General features: G+C 70.5%; 14 protein-coding genes. 2 read left to right on the forward strand and 12 right to left on the reverse strand.

What is annotated here, in order from left to right; genetic code table 11:
- Positions 1-55: 55 nt before the first annotated feature.
- From ABTX60_RS21260 to ABTX60_RS21285, 6 genes are all read right to left on the reverse strand, one after another.
- Positions 56-901, reverse strand: coding sequence for a fumarylacetoacetate hydrolase family protein (locus ABTX60_RS21260; protein WP_352098560.1), 846 nt, complete (start codon positions 899-901; stop codon positions 56-58).
- Positions 894-1,823: a 3,4-dihydroxyphenylacetate 2,3-dioxygenase gene (locus ABTX60_RS21265; protein WP_352098561.1), complete on the reverse strand. Its 930-nt coding sequence runs from the start codon at positions 1,821-1,823 to the stop codon at positions 894-896. Before ABTX60_RS21265 ends, ABTX60_RS21260 begins: the two co-directional genes overlap by 8 nt.
- Positions 1,816-3,279, reverse strand: a complete 1,464-nt coding sequence (locus ABTX60_RS21270) for an aldehyde dehydrogenase (RefSeq protein ID WP_352098562.1) — start codon at positions 3,277-3,279, stop codon at positions 1,816-1,818. The genes ABTX60_RS21265 and ABTX60_RS21270 overlap by 8 nt, the downstream gene beginning before the upstream one ends.
- Before the next feature lie 96 nt (positions 3,280-3,375).
- The gene (locus ABTX60_RS21275) at positions 3,376-4,188 is read right to left on the reverse strand and encodes an acetoacetate decarboxylase family protein (protein WP_352098563.1); all 813 of its coding nucleotides are present in this window, start codon (positions 4,186-4,188) and stop codon (positions 3,376-3,378) included.
- The gene (locus ABTX60_RS21280; RefSeq protein ID WP_352098564.1) at positions 4,185-5,396 is read right to left on the reverse strand and encodes an NAD(P)/FAD-dependent oxidoreductase; all 1,212 of its coding nucleotides are present in this window, start codon (positions 5,394-5,396) and stop codon (positions 4,185-4,187) included. Before ABTX60_RS21280 ends, ABTX60_RS21275 begins: the two co-directional genes overlap by 4 nt.
- A 1-nt stretch (position 5,397) precedes the next feature.
- Entirely contained in the window at positions 5,398-5,586 is a 189-nt protein-coding gene (locus ABTX60_RS21285) for a ferredoxin (RefSeq protein WP_352098565.1), read from the reverse strand.
- A 339-nt stretch (positions 5,587-5,925) separates the two neighbouring features.
- Here ABTX60_RS21285 and ABTX60_RS21290 point away from each other — a divergent pair, with 339 nt between their 5' ends.
- Positions 5,926-7,275 (forward strand): glutamine synthetase family protein, encoded by a 1,350-nt coding sequence (locus tag ABTX60_RS21290; protein WP_352098566.1) that lies wholly within the window; start codon positions 5,926-5,928, stop codon positions 7,273-7,275.
- 17 nt (positions 7,276-7,292) lie between these two features.
- Positions 7,293-8,579, forward strand: coding sequence for a cytochrome P450 (locus ABTX60_RS21295; RefSeq protein ID WP_502992361.1), 1,287 nt, complete (start codon positions 7,293-7,295; stop codon positions 8,577-8,579).
- A gap of 9 nt (positions 8,580-8,588) precedes the next feature.
- Here ABTX60_RS21295 and ABTX60_RS21300 read toward each other — a convergent pair whose 3' ends face one another.
- From ABTX60_RS21300 to ABTX60_RS21325, 6 genes are read right to left on the reverse strand one after another with little or no spacing between them, the layout of a single operon-like run.
- Positions 8,589-9,176 (reverse strand): hypothetical protein, encoded by a 588-nt coding sequence (locus tag ABTX60_RS21300; RefSeq protein ID WP_352098568.1) that lies wholly within the window; start codon positions 9,174-9,176, stop codon positions 8,589-8,591.
- Between the two features lie 11 nt (positions 9,177-9,187).
- Positions 9,188-9,988, reverse strand: a complete 801-nt coding sequence (locus tag ABTX60_RS21305; RefSeq protein WP_352098703.1) for an alpha/beta fold hydrolase — start codon at positions 9,986-9,988, stop codon at positions 9,188-9,190.
- A gap of 8 nt (positions 9,989-9,996) precedes the next feature.
- Positions 9,997-12,930, reverse strand: coding sequence for a Tat pathway signal sequence domain protein (locus tag ABTX60_RS21310; protein WP_352098569.1), 2,934 nt, complete (start codon positions 12,928-12,930; stop codon positions 9,997-9,999).
- Positions 12,931-12,939: 9 nt separating this feature from the next.
- Entirely contained in the window at positions 12,940-13,821 is an 882-nt protein-coding gene (locus tag ABTX60_RS21315; protein WP_352098570.1) for a carbohydrate ABC transporter permease, read from the reverse strand.
- On the reverse strand, positions 13,818-14,771 hold the full coding sequence (locus tag ABTX60_RS21320; RefSeq protein ID WP_352098571.1) for a carbohydrate ABC transporter permease: 954 nt from the start codon (positions 14,769-14,771) through the stop codon (positions 13,818-13,820). Before ABTX60_RS21320 ends, ABTX60_RS21315 begins: the two co-directional genes overlap by 4 nt.
- 25 nt (positions 14,772-14,796) lie before the next feature.
- On the reverse strand, positions 14,797-16,116 hold the full coding sequence (locus ABTX60_RS21325) for an ABC transporter substrate-binding protein (RefSeq protein ID WP_352098572.1): 1,320 nt from the start codon (positions 16,114-16,116) through the stop codon (positions 14,797-14,799).
- Positions 16,117-16,232 lie beyond the last annotated feature (116 nt).

A 16,232-nucleotide genomic window follows, 5' to 3' on the forward strand; every position in this document is an offset into this window, starting at 1 on the left:
CCCGACGAGGGGCCGGCCGGGGAGCACGTCGGCACCAGGGCTCCCGGAGTCTGCGTCAGCGGCGCGGCGGCCGGATGCCACGGAACTCCCAGTCGCCGCCGAGGGCGGTCGAGAGGACCTCCTCCGATTCAGTGGGCTGGGCGCCCACATCCGTGCGGATGGCGGTCGGCCCGGTGACGATGTGGTTGGTGAGCCGCCCGAGGCCCTCGACCTCCACCTCCACCACGTCGCCCGGCTGGACGGGCCGCGAGTTGGCGGGCGTGCCGGACAGCAGGACGTCCCCGGGGCACAGGGTGATGGTGCGGGCGATGTCGGCCACGAGGTAGTGCATGTCCCAGGTCATCTCGTCGGTCGAGCCGTCCTGCACCACCTCCCCGTTGACGTACGTCCGCAGCCGCTTGCCGTGGAAGTCCCAGTCGGTGACCAGTCCGGGGCCGAGCGGGCAGAGGGTGTCGGAGCCCTTCACGCGGAGCATGGACCCGGCGTCGGTGTCGCGGAAGTCGTGCAGCCCGTAGTCGTTGGCGACGGTGTACCCGGCGATGTACTCCCCCGCGTCGGCCGGCGCGATGTTCCGCGCGGTCTTCCCGATGACGATGGCGACCTCGCCCTCGTAGTTGAGCCACTTGCAGCCCTCGGGGCGGACGACGGCGCCCTGGTGGGCGTTGAGGGCGGAGGTCGGCTTGTGGAAGTAGGTGGGGGTGCCGGGAAGCCCTATGCCGAACTCGTCCACCCGGCTGCGGTGGTTGAGGTGAACGGCGATGACCTTGGACGGAAGGACGGGCGGCAGATGCCGCGCGTCGCCGGCCTTCACCCGGCGGCCGTCCCCGGCGACGAGTTCGTCACCGTCGACGGTGACCTGGACGGAGGCGCCGTCGAGGAGGATGCGGCGGTACTCAGGCATGGGCGGACTCCTGCGCGGTGGGGTGGTCTGCGGTCCAGCCGCCGGCGGGGCGGTCGAACCAGAGGTGGGCCTGGCCGGTGCCGACGGAGTTCTCGTAGTCGCCGTACTGACGGGCCCGGGCGACGCAGCGCCGCTCGCCGAGGGCACCGGCCATCATCAGGTAGTGGAAGAACTTCGCCTCGGGCTTGAGCTTCCAGAATGCGTCCATCGTGTCGAGGACCTTGTCGTGACGGCCCTCCTTGAACCAGGCGATGCGCTCGTAGTCCGCTGCACGGGCCTCGGGGGTGCGGATGTGCACCGGGTCGCTCGCCTCGTGGTCGCGCAGTTCGCGCAGCGGCCAGAACGTGTGCGACAGGGCGCCGGAGGCGATGACCAGGACCCGTCGGCCGGGGGTCGCGGCGATCCCGTCGGCGAGGGCCCGTCCGAGCCGCAGATGATCCTCCATGTCTCCGGTCTGGCAGACCCCGATGGTGACCCACCGCTTGTCGGGCAGGCCCTCCCCCAGGTACTTCCAGAGGTTGAGGGTGGCGTAGTAGATCGGCAGGTACTCGTCGTCGATCGGCGTGATCCAGGTGCCGTGCTTGTCGGCGAAAGCGGCAACGTTGTGGGCGAGTTCGGGGTCGCCTGGGAAGTCGTACGGCATCCTGCACATGCCGCGCGGCAGTTCCTCGGAGGTGAAGAGCCCCGCCCTGCGCGCTTGCGCGGTCACGACGAACTCGACGGTGGTCGCCCAGTGCGAGTCCAGGACGACGACGGTGTCGTAATCGTCGGCGGCATCCCGCTCGAAGACGTCCCGGCGCAGTTCCCGCAGCCCGGTGACGAGGGTGATCTCCTTGCCCTCGTTGAGCTCCAGCCGGTCTGCCTCGGGCAGCACGATGGTGGGCACGTGGGCGAGCAGCCCGGCCCCGACGATCTCACCCATGGTTCCGGTTCCATCCCTTCGGGGCGGTGACGGTGTTCTTCAGGTCGCAGTAGAAGTCGAAGCTCCAGGTACCGCCCTCGCGGCCGACCCCGGACTGCCGGGAGCCGCCGAAGGGTGCCTGGAGGTCGCGCACGAAGAAGCAGTTGACCCAGACCGTGCCGGCGACGAGCCGGGCCGTGACCCGCTCGGCCCGCTCCCGGTCGCCGGTCGCGACGGTGGCGGCCAGCCCGAACCGGGTGTCATTGGCGAGCCGTACTGCCTCGTCCTCGCCGGCGAAGGTCTGGAGGGTCAGGACCGGCCCGAAGACCTCTTCCTGCACGATCTCCGAGTCCTGGGCCACGTCGGTGAGCAGGGTCGGGGCGTAGTACTGCCCGTCCTTGCGATGCCCGCCGATGACCGCCCGCGCCCCCGTCGCGAGGGCCCGCTGCACGAAGCCGTCGATCTTCTCCAGCTGGCGGGGGTGGATGTTGGGGCCGAGGTCGGTGCTCTCGTCACGCGGGTCGCCCTGCCGCAGGGCTGCCGCCTTCTCGACGAACCGGCGGGTGAACTCCTCGGCGACCGGCTCCTCGACGAGCAGCCGGGTGGCCGCCAGGCAGACCTGCCCGGCGTTGTCGTACTGCTCCACGGCGAGGTCGACGGCCAGGTCGAGGTCTGCGTCGGCGAAGACCAACAGGGGCGACTTGCCGCCGAGTTCGAGACTCAGAGGCGTGAGATTCACTGCGGCGGACTCCGCGATCCGCTTGGCCGTCGGCACCGACCCGGTGAAGCTGACGCGGCGCACGTCGGGGTGGGAGGTGAGCGCGTCGCCGATCTCGGAGCCGTACCCCTGGACGACGTTGAGGACTCCGGCGGGCAGCCCGGCCTCCGCGGCGATGTCGGCCAGCAGGGAGGCGGTCAGCGGCGACCACTCCGCGGGCTTGAGGACCACGGTGTCCCCTGCGGCGAAGGCCGGGGCGACCTTCCAGGTGGCCAGCATCAGGGGCGCGTTCCACGGTGTGATCAGCACGCAGGGCCCGGCCGGGTCCCAGCTGACGTGGTTGGTGTGACCGCGCGTGTCGAAGTCCTCGTGACCGAGTCCGAGCAGCCAGTCGGCGAAGAACCGGAAGTTGTGGGCGACCCGGGGCATGACGCCCCGCCGGTGGGAACGGAGCAGGGCGCCGTTGTCCGTGGTCTCGACGATCGCCAGCTCTTCGATCCGCTTCTCGACACCGTCGGCGATGGCGTGCAGGATGCGGGCGCGTTCGGCGCGGGGGGTTGCGGCCCAGCCGGGGAATGCGTCCCGGGCGGCGGCAACAGCGGCTTCGGCCTCGGCGGGCCCGCCCCGGGCGATCTCGCCGAGCGCGCTGCCGTCGATGGGCGAATGGTCGGGGAAAGTACGGGCGGAGGCAACGCGCCGACCGCCGATCCAGTGTCGGGTATCGACGGAAACACCGGCGACGGTGATGGTGTCAGGCATAAGAAGAGTTCCGTTCAAACGAGGGGAATCGCACTCACCTAGGGGCGCGGGGAACTGCGCGACAAGCCACACACAACCCGCACCCACCCACAGACCTCACTCGGCAGACGCTCCGGACGTACCACTCTCCAGCAGCCGCCCCCCGTCCCAGACCACCCCGACCTGCCGGTAGTACGCGGCGATCGGCTCCCGCACCTCCAGCCGCGCCAACTCCTCCGTCGGCGCCTCGAACAACTCCAACTCCGCATCGCCCAGCCACGGTTGACCACCCTCGAAGGACGCGGCCCCGGACTCGATCAGCTCATCGAGAGCAAGCCCCTTGTCCTTCTCGACCGACGGGAGCCACCGGTGATGCGCCATGGGATGCGCGTTGACGAACCCACCGCTCTCGGACGGCTCCCGCAGCGTCACCACGGCCTGCGCGAGACGCCGGTCCGCGGCCGCCAGGGTCGCCCCGAACCGCGCCCCCGCCTCGATCCGCGGAGCGGGCCCGTAGGGATGCGGCCGCGTCTGGTGAAGGGAGCCGAGCTTCTTCGGATAGCCCTGGTGCAGCCCCCGCGCGATGGCGAAGTCCTTGTCCACCCAGATGTAGACGCACCGCGAGTACGTCCGCCCCCGGAACCGGCACCGCACCACCGCGAACGCCTCCTTGTACTGCGCCCGCACGGGATCCAGCAGCTCCTCCCCCGACGCCGAGCACGACTGCCAGTCGGCCCAGATCAGGGCGACGGCCCCCGGATCCTCCTCCGCCAGCTCCAAGGGCTCGGGCAGCAGTTCGCGCACGCGTGCGGGATCCGTCCGGTACTCGACGGTGAGCAGGTCTCCGGAGTACCGCCAGGGCGGAGAGGGGATCAGCGACGACGCGCCCGTCGCCGTCTTGGGGTGGAAGTAACCACGAAGTCCGGTCACGAGAGGGCTCCTTGCGCAGTGAGGGCGGACTGCTTCAGCAGATCGGCGCGATATCGGGCGGCGGCCCGCGCCGCGGTGGGCCCACCGAGGGCGACGACACCGACGAGCAGCCCGTCGCGGTGATAACCGACCAGCACGTCCCCGCAGAGGTCGCCGTCCAGGACCCGGACGTCGCCGAGGCCCAGGCCGGGCGCCCCGAAGGACTGCAACCGGAAGTCGTGCTGGTCGCTCCAGAAGGTGGGCAGCGGCGCGAAGGACGGCAGACCGGCTTGGTCACCCACCAGCACCTTCGCCGCGTGCTTGGCCGAGTCGGTCGGCACGGACCAGTGCTCGACCCGCCGGGGCACACCGTCGTAGCGGGCGTTGGGGAAGCGGGCGACATCGCCGACCGCGACGACGTCGGGCCGGCCGCCGGCGCGCAGGTGCTCGTCGGTGAGCACGCCGTCGCTCAGGTCGAGCCCGTTGCCCTCCAGCCACTCGGTGTTGGCGACCGATCCCACGGACTCCACCACCACATCGGCGGGCAGGACGGACCCGTCACCGAGCACGACACCGGTGACGTGGTCCCCGCCCTCGAACCCGGCCACACCCGCACCGAGCACGAAGCGAACCCCACGCTGCTCGTGCCGTCCGCGCAGTTCCCGTGCGAGCGGTTCCCCGAGCGGCCCGATCATCGGCAAGGGCAGCGGGTCGATCACGGTCACCTCGGCCGCACCGAGCCCGACCGCCGTGGCGGCCACCTCGCAGCCGATGAACCCGGCGCCGACCACGACGACCCGTGCGCCGGGCCGGGTCAGCTCGTCCCGCAGCACCTGGGCGTCGTCGATGGTCCGGACCGTGTGGCGGCCGGCGAGGGGCCCGGGGCACCGCAGCCGCCGGGGTCGCATCCCGGTGGCGACGACCAGACCGTCGTAGGAGAGCACGGAGCCGTCGTCGAGCGCGACGGTCCGCCCGGCGAGCCGGGCGGAGACGATTCTCGTGCCGAGCCGCCACTCCACATCCGTCGCGGAGGCCTTCGGCGTGAAGGCCAGGGAGTCGAAGGCCGCCTTGCCCGCGAGGACCTCCTTGGACAGCGGGGGCCGGTTGTACGGCGGGTGCGGCTCGTCGCCGATCACCGTGATGCCGCCGGTCCAGCCCGCGGCGCGCAGCTGCTCGGCGGCGCGCAGTCCGCCGAGGGAGGCGCCGGCGACGACGATGCGCCCGCTCATGTCAGTCCTCGATCCGAATGGCCTGCAGCGGGCAGACGTCCGCTGCCTCCTCGACCTCGTCGCGCAGGGCGTCGTCGGGGTCGGGGACGTAGGCCAGGCGACCGTCCTCGTCCATCCGGAAGACGTCCGGGGCCGAGAAGACGCACTGGCCGTGGTCCTGGCACTTGTTCATGTCGACGACGACCTTCATGGCCGGTCCTCCTGAATGTGAGGGCGTCGAAGCGGAAGGAAAAGAGGGGCCCGGCCGGAAAGGGCCGGGCCCCGGCCAACGGGATGCGGTCGAACGCACCCCGAACTCGTTTGGCTTCAAACAAGGTAGGCAGGGGCAGGGGTCTGGTCAAGAGCTATCCGGATGGATAAATTCTTGCCCCGGCCCTCTTGCGGGGCCCCGCACCCACCCCTACCGTTTGGCATCAAACAAGCACCGGGCGGTCGTGGCTCCGCCGCGCCCGGAGGCTCGCTCTCACGCCACCCGCCTCCCCGGCCCCGTGTCCCGGAGGTGTCCCGACGTCCGCCCGAGGAGACAACGGTGAGCGCTCACGATTCCCAAGAAGTCCGCCGCCACATGGACCGGCTCGCCGCCGACGGCATCGACGTGGTCCGGGTGACCTATCCCGACCTGATCGGCACCGACCGGGCGCGTGACGTGCTGCTCGAGGAGCTGCCCCGGGCCTGTGAGCACGGCCTGGCGTTCTGCCGGGCCGTCTACCACACCAGCCCGCAGGGGGACGTGGTCCCGGTCAGCGGCGGGCTGGACGCGGGGCTGCCGGACATCTGCGTCCGGCCGGACCTCGACACGTTGGTGCCCCTGCCCTGGGAGCCGGGGGTGGCCGCCTGCCTGGGCGAGGTCGTCGACCCGGCGACCGGCGCGCCCGCGCCCGAATCGCCCCGCGACCTGCTGCGGTCCGTCCTCGCCCGGTGTGCCGACCACGGGCTGCGGCCGGTGGTCGGACCCGAGCTGGAGTACTTCCTGTGCGAGCCGGACCCGTCGGGCGGCTGGCGCCGCTACGCACCCGATCCCGGGGTCGTCTACACCGCCGGCCTGCGCGCCGACCCGGACAACCACCTGCTGCGCACCCTGCGCCATGTGCGCGATCTGAAAGTCGGGGCGATCAGCGGCAACCACGAGTTCGACGGCGGCCAGATCGAGATCAACCTGGCCCACTCGGAGGCCGTGTCGGCCGCCGACCGCTCCTTCCGCTTCAAGGCCGCCATCAAGGAACTGGCCCGCAAGGAGGGCCGGCTGGCCACCTTCATGGCCAAGCCGTTCAACGACGCGGGCGGCTCCGGCTTCCACCTCCACCTCTCCTGTGACGACGAGGAGGGCCGCAACACCTTCGACGACCCGTCGGGCGCGTACGGCCTGTCCGCCACCGCCCGGCACGCCGTCGCCGGCGTCCTCGCCCACGCGCCCGCTCTGGCCGCGCTGCTCAACCCCACGGTCAACTCGTACAAACGCTTCGGCCCGGACACCCTCGCGCCCTGGCTGATCGACTGGGGGCTGGACAACCGCAGCGCCATGGTGCGCATCCCGCCCGAGCGCGGCACCGGCGCCCGGCTCGAACTGCGCCTCGGCGACGCGAGCGCCAACCCCTATCTGGCCATCGCCGGGACGGTCGCGGCCGCGCTGCTGGGCGTGCTGGCCGGCGAGGAGCCGCCCGCCCCGCTGGAGGGCTACGGCTACGACACCGCCCGCTCCGCCGTCCTGCCGCAGACCCTGTCCGCCGCGCTGGACGCGCTGGAGGCGGACACCGCCCTGACCGACCTGCTCGGCAAGGGATTCACCACGTCCTTCCTCACCTACAAGCGCGACGAGGTCGAACGCTTCCACCGGCACGTCACGGACTGGGAGTTCACCGAGTACGCCTACCACCTGTGACGCCGAGGAGCATGCCGATGACGACCGAGACCCCGACCGACGCCGTGCGCGAGCCACTGCCCCTGGCCGAGGTGAACCTCGCCGACCTGGACCGCTTCACCGACGGTGTCACGCCGTGGCGGATGTTCCACACCCTGCGCCACGAGGACCCGGTGCACTGGCAGCCCGAGGAGGCGCCCAACTCCGGCTTCTGGGCGCTGACCCGGCACGAGGACATCGTGCGGGTCGATCGCGACGCGGAGACGTTCACGTCGACGAGGTTCGTCAACCTCGAAGAGGTCGACGACGACCAGATCAAGAAGCGCGCCTCGATCCTGGAACTGGACGGGGTGCGGCACCGCGCCCTGCGCAGCCTGATCCAGCGGCAGTTCGGCGCGAACGTGATCGGCGGTTACACCGACTTCCTGCGCGGGCTGACCGCGAAGACCCTCGACGCCGCCCTCGCCAAGGGCCGCTTCGACTTCGTCGAGGACGTCTCGGCGGACTTCCCCATCAACGTGCTCGCCCGGCTGCTGGACGTGCCGCCGGAGGACAACCAGCGGCTCATCGACTGGGGAAACCGCATCATCGGCCACACCGACCCCGACTACGCGGACGTCCTGCTGCACAGCGAGGAGAGCGAGCGCTACCGCGACCTGCCCTTCCGCTCCCCCGCCTCGCTGGAGGTCTTCGAGTACGGCCGGGAGCTGGCCCGGCAGCGCCGGGGCGGTGACGGCACGGACCTGGTCTCCCGCCTGGTCAACACCACGCCCCGCGACGGCGTCCCGCTCTCCCCGCAGGACTTCGACAACTACTTCCTGCTGCTGGTCGTCGCCGGCAACGAGACCACCCGGCACACCATCTCCCACTCGATGCTGGCCCTCCTCCAGCACCCCGAGCAGCTGGCCCGCCTCCGGGAGGACCCCTCGCTGATCCCGGTCGCGGTCGAGGAGTTCCTGCGCTGGGCCTCCCCGGTCTACCACTTCCGCCGCACCGCCACGCGCGATGTGGAGCTGGGCGGCAAGCGGGTGAAGGAGGGCGACAAGGTCGTGATGTGGTTCGCCTCCGGCAACCGCGACGAGGAGGTCTTCGGCAACCCCTACGACTTCGACGTCGCCCGCCGCGACAACGACCACGTCACCTTCGGCAAGGGCAGCCCCCATCTGTGCCTGGGCAACCTGCTCGCCCGCACCGAGATCCGCATCATGTTCGAGGAGTTGATCCCGCGCCTGGCGGACATCCGCCTGACCGGTGATGTGCCCCGGGTGCGCTCCAACTTCGTCAACGGCATCAAGAAGCTGCCGGTGGAGGTCACCCTCGCCTGACCCCCGCGATCACCACCCGAGTTGCGGTTCGCCCAGGACCTCGCTGCCGATGTGCGCGGCGAGTTTCCGGGCGCGGGACAGGTCACCGTACTTGGTCACGTGCACGAAGACGGTGTGCTCCTCGGTCCAGCGGCCCCGCTGGGCCCGGTCACCGTGGAAGGCGACCTGGACCCCGTCGTACGGGGGTGATCCGCAGCGGCCCGCCGCCGGTTCGTCCGGCCATCTGCCGTGCCACTCGATGGCGGCAGCGCCCCGGCCGAGGGCCGTCGCGAAGCGCGCCACGACGTTCCCCGCCGGAACCTCCCCGATGATGTCGAGCGGCAGGTGCGCCTCCAGAGCCGCGTCGTCCGCCGTCGTCACGTCGAGGTCGAACTCGGCATGCCGGCCGGTCACCGGATCGGTGCGGGTTCTGACGTGCTCGAAGGTCCCGCCGGGAAGAAGGGCGGCCATCCGCCGCACTTCCCCGGCCGTGCGCAGCTCGGCGGTGAGCCAGACCTCGTCCTCCCGTTCCAGCAGCGCGCACAGATGCCTGGCCTGCGTGTATGCCAGCCTCGCGTCGTCGGTGCGCAGAACGGGGTACGCCGTGGAGTTGCCCATGGACCGTACCGTCACACGCCTCGGCGCCGACCGCCATCAGGTTTCTCCGGGTCCGCCCAGGCGCGCAGCAGCCGGACCGTCCGTGCGACGTGCTCCTCGTGCAGGTAGTGCCCGCTGTCCGGCCAGTGGTCGACGCGGGAGCCGGGCACGAGAAGGGTGCCCCTTTCCCAGTCGGCCGCCTCCGCCGAGGTCCAGACGGTGAGGGCGGGCCTGGTGCGGAGGCGCAGGTACCGCTCGCTGTGCGGGCGGACACCGACCGCGCCCGGGTCGGTGTACATGCCGGCGTAGGACTGGGCGATGACGTGGTCCGGGGTGCCGAGCATGGTGCGGACATGGGCGGTGCGCAGTCCGGCGGGGGCGCTCGGGCCGAACGCGGCCGCGACGAAGGCCGCCGCGGCGCGGGCGCCGTCCGCCCGATAGCCGGCGAGCCGGGCGGGGATGTCCGCCACCTCGGTGCCGTGGGCGCCGTGGGCCGGGTCGAGGGCGACGACCGAGCGGACGAGGTGCGGATGCCGTACGGCGAGCAGGTTGACGACCTGCCCGCCCATGGAGTGGCCCACTGCCACCACCGGCCCGTCCAGCAGCGCGGCCAGGTCGTCCGCCATCTCCACCGGGGTGTTGCCCTCGTCCGGCACCGGCGAGCGGCCGTGCCCGCGCAGGTCGGGCACGATCACCCGGAAGCGGCCGGCCAGGGCCTCGGCGTGCGGGGACCACTCCCGGCCGTCGCCGCCCCAGCCGTGCACCAGCAGCACGGCGGGGGCGTCGGCGGCACCGAGCCGGGCGTGGAAGAGGCGGATGCGGGCCGAGCGCATACCTTCCGTCACGCGCCGCGGTACAGCACGAGCGTGGTGCCCGGCCGCAGCTTCGGCCGTAGCCCCGGGCCGACCTTCCGGCCGGTGGCGAGGTCCCGGGCCGGCCCGAAGTCGTGCCGGGCGGGCAGGGTGTACGTCCGGTCCGTGCTGGTGTTCATGGCGACGAGGTAGTCGCCGTACTCGCAGAGGTAGAAGGGCGCGCGGCCGACCAGCATGGTCTCCACGCCGTCGAAGTGGACGCCGAGCGTGGGGTCGGGGACGTCGTCGGGGACCGGGGCGAGGCGGTAGACGTCTCCCTCCAGCGCCTGGTGGAGGGTGTCTCCGGGCGGCGGGAAACCACCGGGCGGGATGTGCCCGGCGCCGGGGTCGTTGATGGCGTAGTCCCACAGGACCCAGTCCCGGGCGGTGAAGGTCTGGTCGGTGGTGCCGCCCGAGCGCTCCCGGATCGTGGCCGAGCGCTGTTCCATCGGGGTGATGTGGTGGATGCGGGCGTAGTTGTTGACGCCCTGGCGGGAGCGGAAGTAGAGAGAGGCGAAGAGGAGTTCGTCGCCGTTCTTGACGGCCACGCAGCCGTTCTCCTCGTCGGTGAGGACGAAGTCGGGCTGGTCCGAGCCGGTGGGTATGCGGCCCGGGCGGGAGGCCAGGGACCGGAAGTCCGGCCAGTCGCGGGAGAGGAACCGCAGCGCGTTCAGGCCGACGCGGGTCCAGGGGTGGGTGGCCTGCAGGTTCAGCTGGGGGTAGAGCTGGCCGTCGGCGATCATCTCCTGCGTCCAGCCGACGATCTCGGGGTCCTTGAACACGGCTGCCGACATGACGGGGTTGGAGTCCCAGGCGGTGCGGGAGGCGTAGGCGGTCTCGCCGGGGTAGACCTCGTTGCGCCAGCCGATGACGGTCTCGATGCGGGAGATCCGGTGGTGGTCCTTGTCGACGTCGATCACACGGAACCTCCCGCGTGCCTTGGTCATCATGACCATCTGGTCCCGCAGTTCGGGCGCTTCCTGGCCCTGGTGGCCGCGTGTGACCGACTCGTACATCATGACCAGCCAGTCGACGACCTCGCCGTAGCTGCCGACGTAGCCGAGTTCGCGGGTCAGGCCGGCCTTGGTGACCTGGAAGTAGCCGTCGCCGAGGGGCTTGGTGGGCTTGCCGTCCGCGCCCTCGGGGCCAAGGTAGGGAACCATGCCGATCGACTGGTACAGGTAGTCGCGGGCCTTGTCCTCCGGCAGGGCCAGGTCCGGGGCGAGGAGCTTCAGCCCCCGGTTGGCCTGGTAGAGGCCGATGGCGCAGATCTGGGCCTGGTTGCTGTAGTGCGGGAAGTGCCGGCGCCAGTAGTCGCGGCTGGACTTGAGCATGTCGATGTAGGCGTCCTCGCGCACCGGCGGCACGGGAGTGGTCGTGCGCGCGGGGGCGACGAGGGTGACGTCGTCGAACCAGGCGGTGCCGGGGCCGTTCAGGCGCAGGGTCATCTGCATCTGGGTCGCGCCGGCCGGGGTGTCGAAGACGAACTGGACGAACTCCCAGTCGTGGGTGCCCTTGGTCGCGTACACCTTGTGGTCGCTGCCGACCAGCTTGCCGCTCGCGTCGTAGAACAGCGGGTCGATGTGGGCGCCGACGCCCGTGACGCCCTCGGTCCTGATCCAGGCGCCGTAGGTGTACGTGCCCGAGCCGATCTTCGTCTTCGCGTCCGGGTAGACGTAGACCTTGCCGTCGGACGCGGTGGCCGTGAGCTTCAGGGAGGCCGATCCGCTGCGGGCGACCGTGGTGTCGCGGGTCCAGGTCGCGTCCGCGCTCAGCGCCCAGGCGGGTGCCGACCAGGCCTGCGGGGCGCTGCCGCCCGCTTCGAAACCGGGGTTGGCGAGGGCGTACGGCGAACCGGTCACCTGCGTGCCGAGGCGGTCGCCGAGGTGCTCCCACAGCAGGGCCAGCACCAGCCCGACCCGGCCGAAGCCCTGCCACTGCTGGTCGGAGCCGGTGAGGACGGTCCTGTCGGCCTTCCATGCCATGTAGCGGCCGTCGATGGCCTGCAGCACCCGGTCCAGAGCCTGCGGGTTCTGGTAGGCGGGGCTGCCGGACCACAGGTAGCCCTCGGCCAGCGACTGCATGGCCCAGCCGTCCAGGGTGGCCGGGTTGGCGGTGGTGAGGAGGTTCTGCTGGTCCTTCCGCACCCTCGCCCTGATCGCGTCCAGGACCTCCTCACCGCCGGTACGGGCGGTCGGCGTGGGCGCGGTGCCCTGGACCTCGCCCTTGGGCGGTACGAAACAGGGGTCGGTGTGGGTGTAGAGGCGGTAGATGCCGCGGGACGGCGTGGTCATGGTGCGGTAGAGCTGGGAGGCGTCCTGGCCGTAGGACCAGATGCGGCCCATCGATCGGATCTCCAGCGTCACCTTCTTCTTCCCGGCGGTCATCTTCTCCGGCAGGGGCAGGGTGTGGAAGAAGAAGCGGCCCGGGGTGCGGGGCGCGGTGTCGAGGATGTCGAGGCTGTCGACGGCGCCCTGGTCCTGGTAGCCCACCTGCTCGCCCTCGCAGAACAGCTGGAGGCGCCACATGTTCGTACCGGCCGCGGCCTCGTCGGAGGTGTCGTCGTGGTCGTCGCCCCACAGGCGGACGGTGACGTACGTGGTTCCGGCCGGGCTGACGGCGATGTCGAACTTCAGCGTGCCGCCCCAATAGGAGGGCGGTGCCGTCGGGTTGAGGACGCGGGCGCTCTGGCCGAGGCCGCCGGTGACCGTGTCGGAGAGGGTGGCGGTGAGCCGGTGGCGGGTCTCGGAGTCCGGATCGCCGAAGACGATGACGTCCAGCGGGGCGGGCGGGCGCTCGACCGAGGGCTGCGCGGTCGTCGCGGCGAGGACCTGCGGTGCCGCCGGGAGACCGAGGACGGCGACCGTGGCGCCGGCCGTTCCCGCGTACTTCAGCACGTCACGGCGTCTTGGGATGTCGGGCATCGGGGTTCCTTACTTGAGGCTGCCCATGAGGATTCCGCTGCGCCAGTACTTCTGGAGCGCGAACATGAACACGGCGAGCGGGACGATCGACAGCAGTGATCCGGTGAGGACGAGGGTGTTCATGTCCCGGGAGGTCTGCGCCTGCTGGACCCAGGAGAAGAGACCGAGGGTCACGGGGAAGGTGCGTTCGCCGTTGAGCATGAACAGCGGCAGGAAGAAGTTGTTCCAGATGCTGATGAAGTCGAGCATGAAGATCGTGACGCCTCCGGTGCGCATCAGGCGCAGGGCTACCGAGAGGAAGATCCTCAACTCGCCGGCGCCGTCGATGCGGGCCGCCTCCAGCAGTTCCCCGGGCACCGAGGTGTCGGCGTAGACCTTGCCCAGGTAGACCCCGAACGGGTTGATGAAGTACGGGATCAGGACCGCCCAGACGGTGTCGGTGAGCCCGATCTCGGCGAAGACGAGGTAGAGGGGGAACGCCAGCAGCGTGCTCGGCAGCAGGGAGGCGCCGACGATGACCCCGAACAGGGCACCCCGCCCCCGGAAGCCGTACTTGGCGAGTCCGTACCCGGCGGCGAGCGAGATCAGCGTCGAACCCGCCGCCCCGGCAGTGGAGTAGAAGACCGAGTTGACGAGCCAGCGGCCGAAGACTCCGTCGTGGTACTCCCAGATGGCCTGCATGTTGTCGGCGAGGTGGTTGGAGGAGAACCACAGGCCGAACGTGGAGTAGAGGTCCGACTGGTTCTTCGTCGAGGCGACCAGCAGGAACCAGGTGGGGGCCAGCGAGTAGAGCAGGAAGACGATCAGCAGGCCGGAGGTCAGGGCGATCGCTCGACGGGTGGGGCGTACGCCGCCGCCCGGAGCGGGAGCCTGAGCCGCGGAACCGCTCATGACATCCTCCTGTTCGTGGCGCGGTAGAAGACGAAGGCGAGGATGCCGGTGATGACGGCGAGGACCAGGGACTCGGCCGCGGCGTACTGGTAGTCGCCGGTCTTGAACGCCCGGTCGAAGATCTCCAGCATCGGGGTGAAGTCCGTGCTGATCGACTCCGGGGCGACGTACCGCAGGAACAGCGGCTCGGCGAACAGCTGGAGCCGGCTGATGAGGGAGAACATCCCGGTCAGTACGAGGATGCCGGTGATGTTCGGCACCTTGACCGACCAGGCGATCCGCCACTCCCGCGCCCCGTCCAGGCGGGCCGCCTCGTACAGCTCGCGGGGCAGCGCCTGCAGCGAGGCGGAGATGAGGATCATGTTGAAGCCGATGCCCTGCCAGGTCAGCAGATTGCCCAGTGAGAGGTAGGTGTTCAGGCCGCCGAAGAAGGTGAAGTGCGCGCCGGTGCGGTCGGCCAGGTCCATGATCGGGCTGGCCGTCGGGCTGTAGAGGAACAGCCAGATGAGCGTGGAGACGACACCCGGGATGACGTACGGGACGAGGAGGCCCGCCCGGAAGAAGCGCACGGCCCGGGCCGCGACGCCGTCCAGGAGCAGGGCCAGCAGCAGCGCCACGCCGAGCATGACGGCGATCTGCGCGGTGCCGAAGAGCAGGGTGCGCAGTACCCCGGCCCAGAAGGCGCCGTCGGTGAGGACGGCCCGGAAGTTGTCGAGGCCGGTGAAGACGATCCTGGTCGGGCCGAATCCGATGCCGCTGGTCTTCTTCCGGTGCAGGGCCTGACCGAAGGCGTAACCGATCGGCAGGACGTAGGTGAACAGGAAGCCCACGAGGAAGGGCAGGGCGAAGAGCACGCCCTTGTGGGCTCCCCGTCGCCCGGCCCGGCGGGGGGAGGTCCGCCGGGCCGGCGGGGCGGGGGCGACCTGCGGCGGTCGCGTCAGGGTGGACACGCGTGGCTCCCGGTACGGAGGAGGGTCAGTGTGCGGCGACGGCCTTGACGCCCTTGGCCTTCAGGTCGGCGAGGACCCAGTCCTGGAGGTGGGTCAGCATGTCCTTGACGGTGAGCTGCCTCTTCATGACCCGGCCCCACTGCTTCTGCATCTCGGAGTACATGGCCGCGTAGTCCGGGCCGTACTGCCACTGCCCGCCGACACGGGAGGCGGCCGTGGTGATGACCTTCGCGCTGCCGGACTTCCCGTTGAACATCTCCTTCGGAATGATCTTGTCGACGTACGGCGAGACATCCTTGACCGCAGGGAACAGACCCGACTTGGACTTCGGGTCGGTGAGAGCCGTCAGCGACTCCTCGCTGCTGGACAGCCAGGCGGCGAACTCGGCGGCGCGGTCGGGGTACTTGCAGCCCTTGAGCACGGCCGTGACGTCGAAGTTGCTGGAGGTCCGCGGTTCGGCGGGGTCGAAGAGGGGCGCGTCGGCGAGCTGCCACTCGCCCCTCGATCTGGGGAAGTTGGTGTCGTAGATGGGCAGCTGCCAGGTGGACGTCGTCATCATGATCGTCCGGCCGAGGTCCCAGGTCTTGAAGACGCCCGGGTCCTGGTAGGAGGCGTTGGAGGCGAGGCCGTCGTCCACGAGTTGCTGGACGATGCCGGCGGCCCGAAGCGCCTCGGGCGAGGTGAGGCCGATCTTCCAGTGGTCGCCGTCGATCTCGTACCACTGCGCTCCGGCCTGCCAGGACAGGTCCACGAGGGTGGAGGGGTCCTCGCCTGCCATGTTGAAGATCTTGACGTCCTTGTCCTCGCGCCGCACGGCCTTGCCGGCGGCGATGACGTCGTCCCAGGTCTTCGGTTGCTCGATGCCGTACTTCCGGAAGAGGTCGGCGCGGTAGGCGGTGAACAGGGGTGAGGAGCCGGCGGGTATGCCGTAGGTGGCGCCGCCGGGGCTGACCGCGTTCCAAGCAGGGGCGGTGTAGCGGGACTTGTAGGGGGCCGCGGTCTTCGTGATGTCGGTGAGCAGGCCGTCGGCGGCGAAGGTCGCCAGGTTCATCCCGTCCATCTTCGACAGGCACGGCGCGTTCCCCGAGGTGATCGCGGCGCGCAGCTTCTGGTAGACGGTGTCACCGGCCGCGTTGACGTACGTCACCTGGGTGTCGGGGTGCTCCTTGTTCCACACGGCGACCTGGTCCGCGATGCCCTCGGTCCAGCTCCAGAACTGAAGGCTCACCTTCCCCTCGGTCGTCCTGTCCGCCGTGTCGCCGCCGCCCCCGCAGGCTGCCAGGACGAGGGACAGGGAGAGGGCAGCGGCCGTACCGGCGAGGGCTTGCATGCGGATGGTGCTCATCGGTCCTCCACGGACGGAACGGTGTTTCAGTAACCGTTTGCTACGGGACCGTAGGACTCGTTACCCAAGAATCACAAGAGCACGGCATCGACCAGTTTCGTTGAAAGTTTCGGGTC

Source organism: Streptomyces sp. NPDC126510 (genome assembly GCF_040302345.1).
Taxonomy (GTDB): Bacteria; Actinomycetota; Actinomycetes; order Streptomycetales; family Streptomycetaceae; genus Streptomyces.

What these genes read in the sequence shown, in the direction of transcription:
- ABTX60_RS21300 (WP_352098568.1), bottom strand. Translation starts at nt 9,176, where the DNA reads ATGGGCAACTCCACGGCGTACCCCGTTCTGCGCACCGACGACGCGAGG.
- ABTX60_RS21285 (WP_352098565.1), bottom strand. Translation starts at nt 5,586, where the DNA reads ATGAAGGTCGTCGTCGACATGAACAAGTGCCAGGACCACGGCCAGTGC.
- ABTX60_RS21305 (WP_352098703.1), bottom strand. Translation starts at nt 9,988, where the DNA reads ATGCGCTCGGCCCGCATCCGCCTCTTCCACGCCCGGCTCGGTGCCGCC.
- ABTX60_RS21295 (WP_502992361.1), top strand. Translation starts at nt 7,293, where the DNA reads ATGACGACCGAGACCCCGACCGACGCCGTGCGCGAGCCACTGCCCCTG.
- ABTX60_RS21325 (WP_352098572.1), bottom strand. Translation starts at nt 16,116, where the DNA reads ATGAGCACCATCCGCATGCAAGCCCTCGCCGGTACGGCCGCTGCCCTC.
- ABTX60_RS21260 (WP_352098560.1), bottom strand. Translation starts at nt 901, where the DNA reads ATGCCTGAGTACCGCCGCATCCTCCTCGACGGCGCCTCCGTCCAGGTC.
- ABTX60_RS21315 (WP_352098570.1), bottom strand. Translation starts at nt 13,821, where the DNA reads ATGAGCGGTTCCGCGGCTCAGGCTCCCGCTCCGGGCGGCGGCGTACGC.
- ABTX60_RS21265 (WP_352098561.1), bottom strand. Translation starts at nt 1,823, where the DNA reads ATGGGTGAGATCGTCGGGGCCGGGCTGCTCGCCCACGTGCCCACCATC.
- ABTX60_RS21310 (WP_352098569.1), bottom strand. Translation starts at nt 12,930, where the DNA reads ATGCCCGACATCCCAAGACGCCGTGACGTGCTGAAGTACGCGGGAACG.
- ABTX60_RS21270 (WP_352098562.1), bottom strand. Translation starts at nt 3,279, where the DNA reads ATGCCTGACACCATCACCGTCGCCGGTGTTTCCGTCGATACCCGACAC.
- ABTX60_RS21280 (WP_352098564.1), bottom strand. Translation starts at nt 5,396, where the DNA reads ATGAGCGGGCGCATCGTCGTCGCCGGCGCCTCCCTCGGCGGACTGCGC.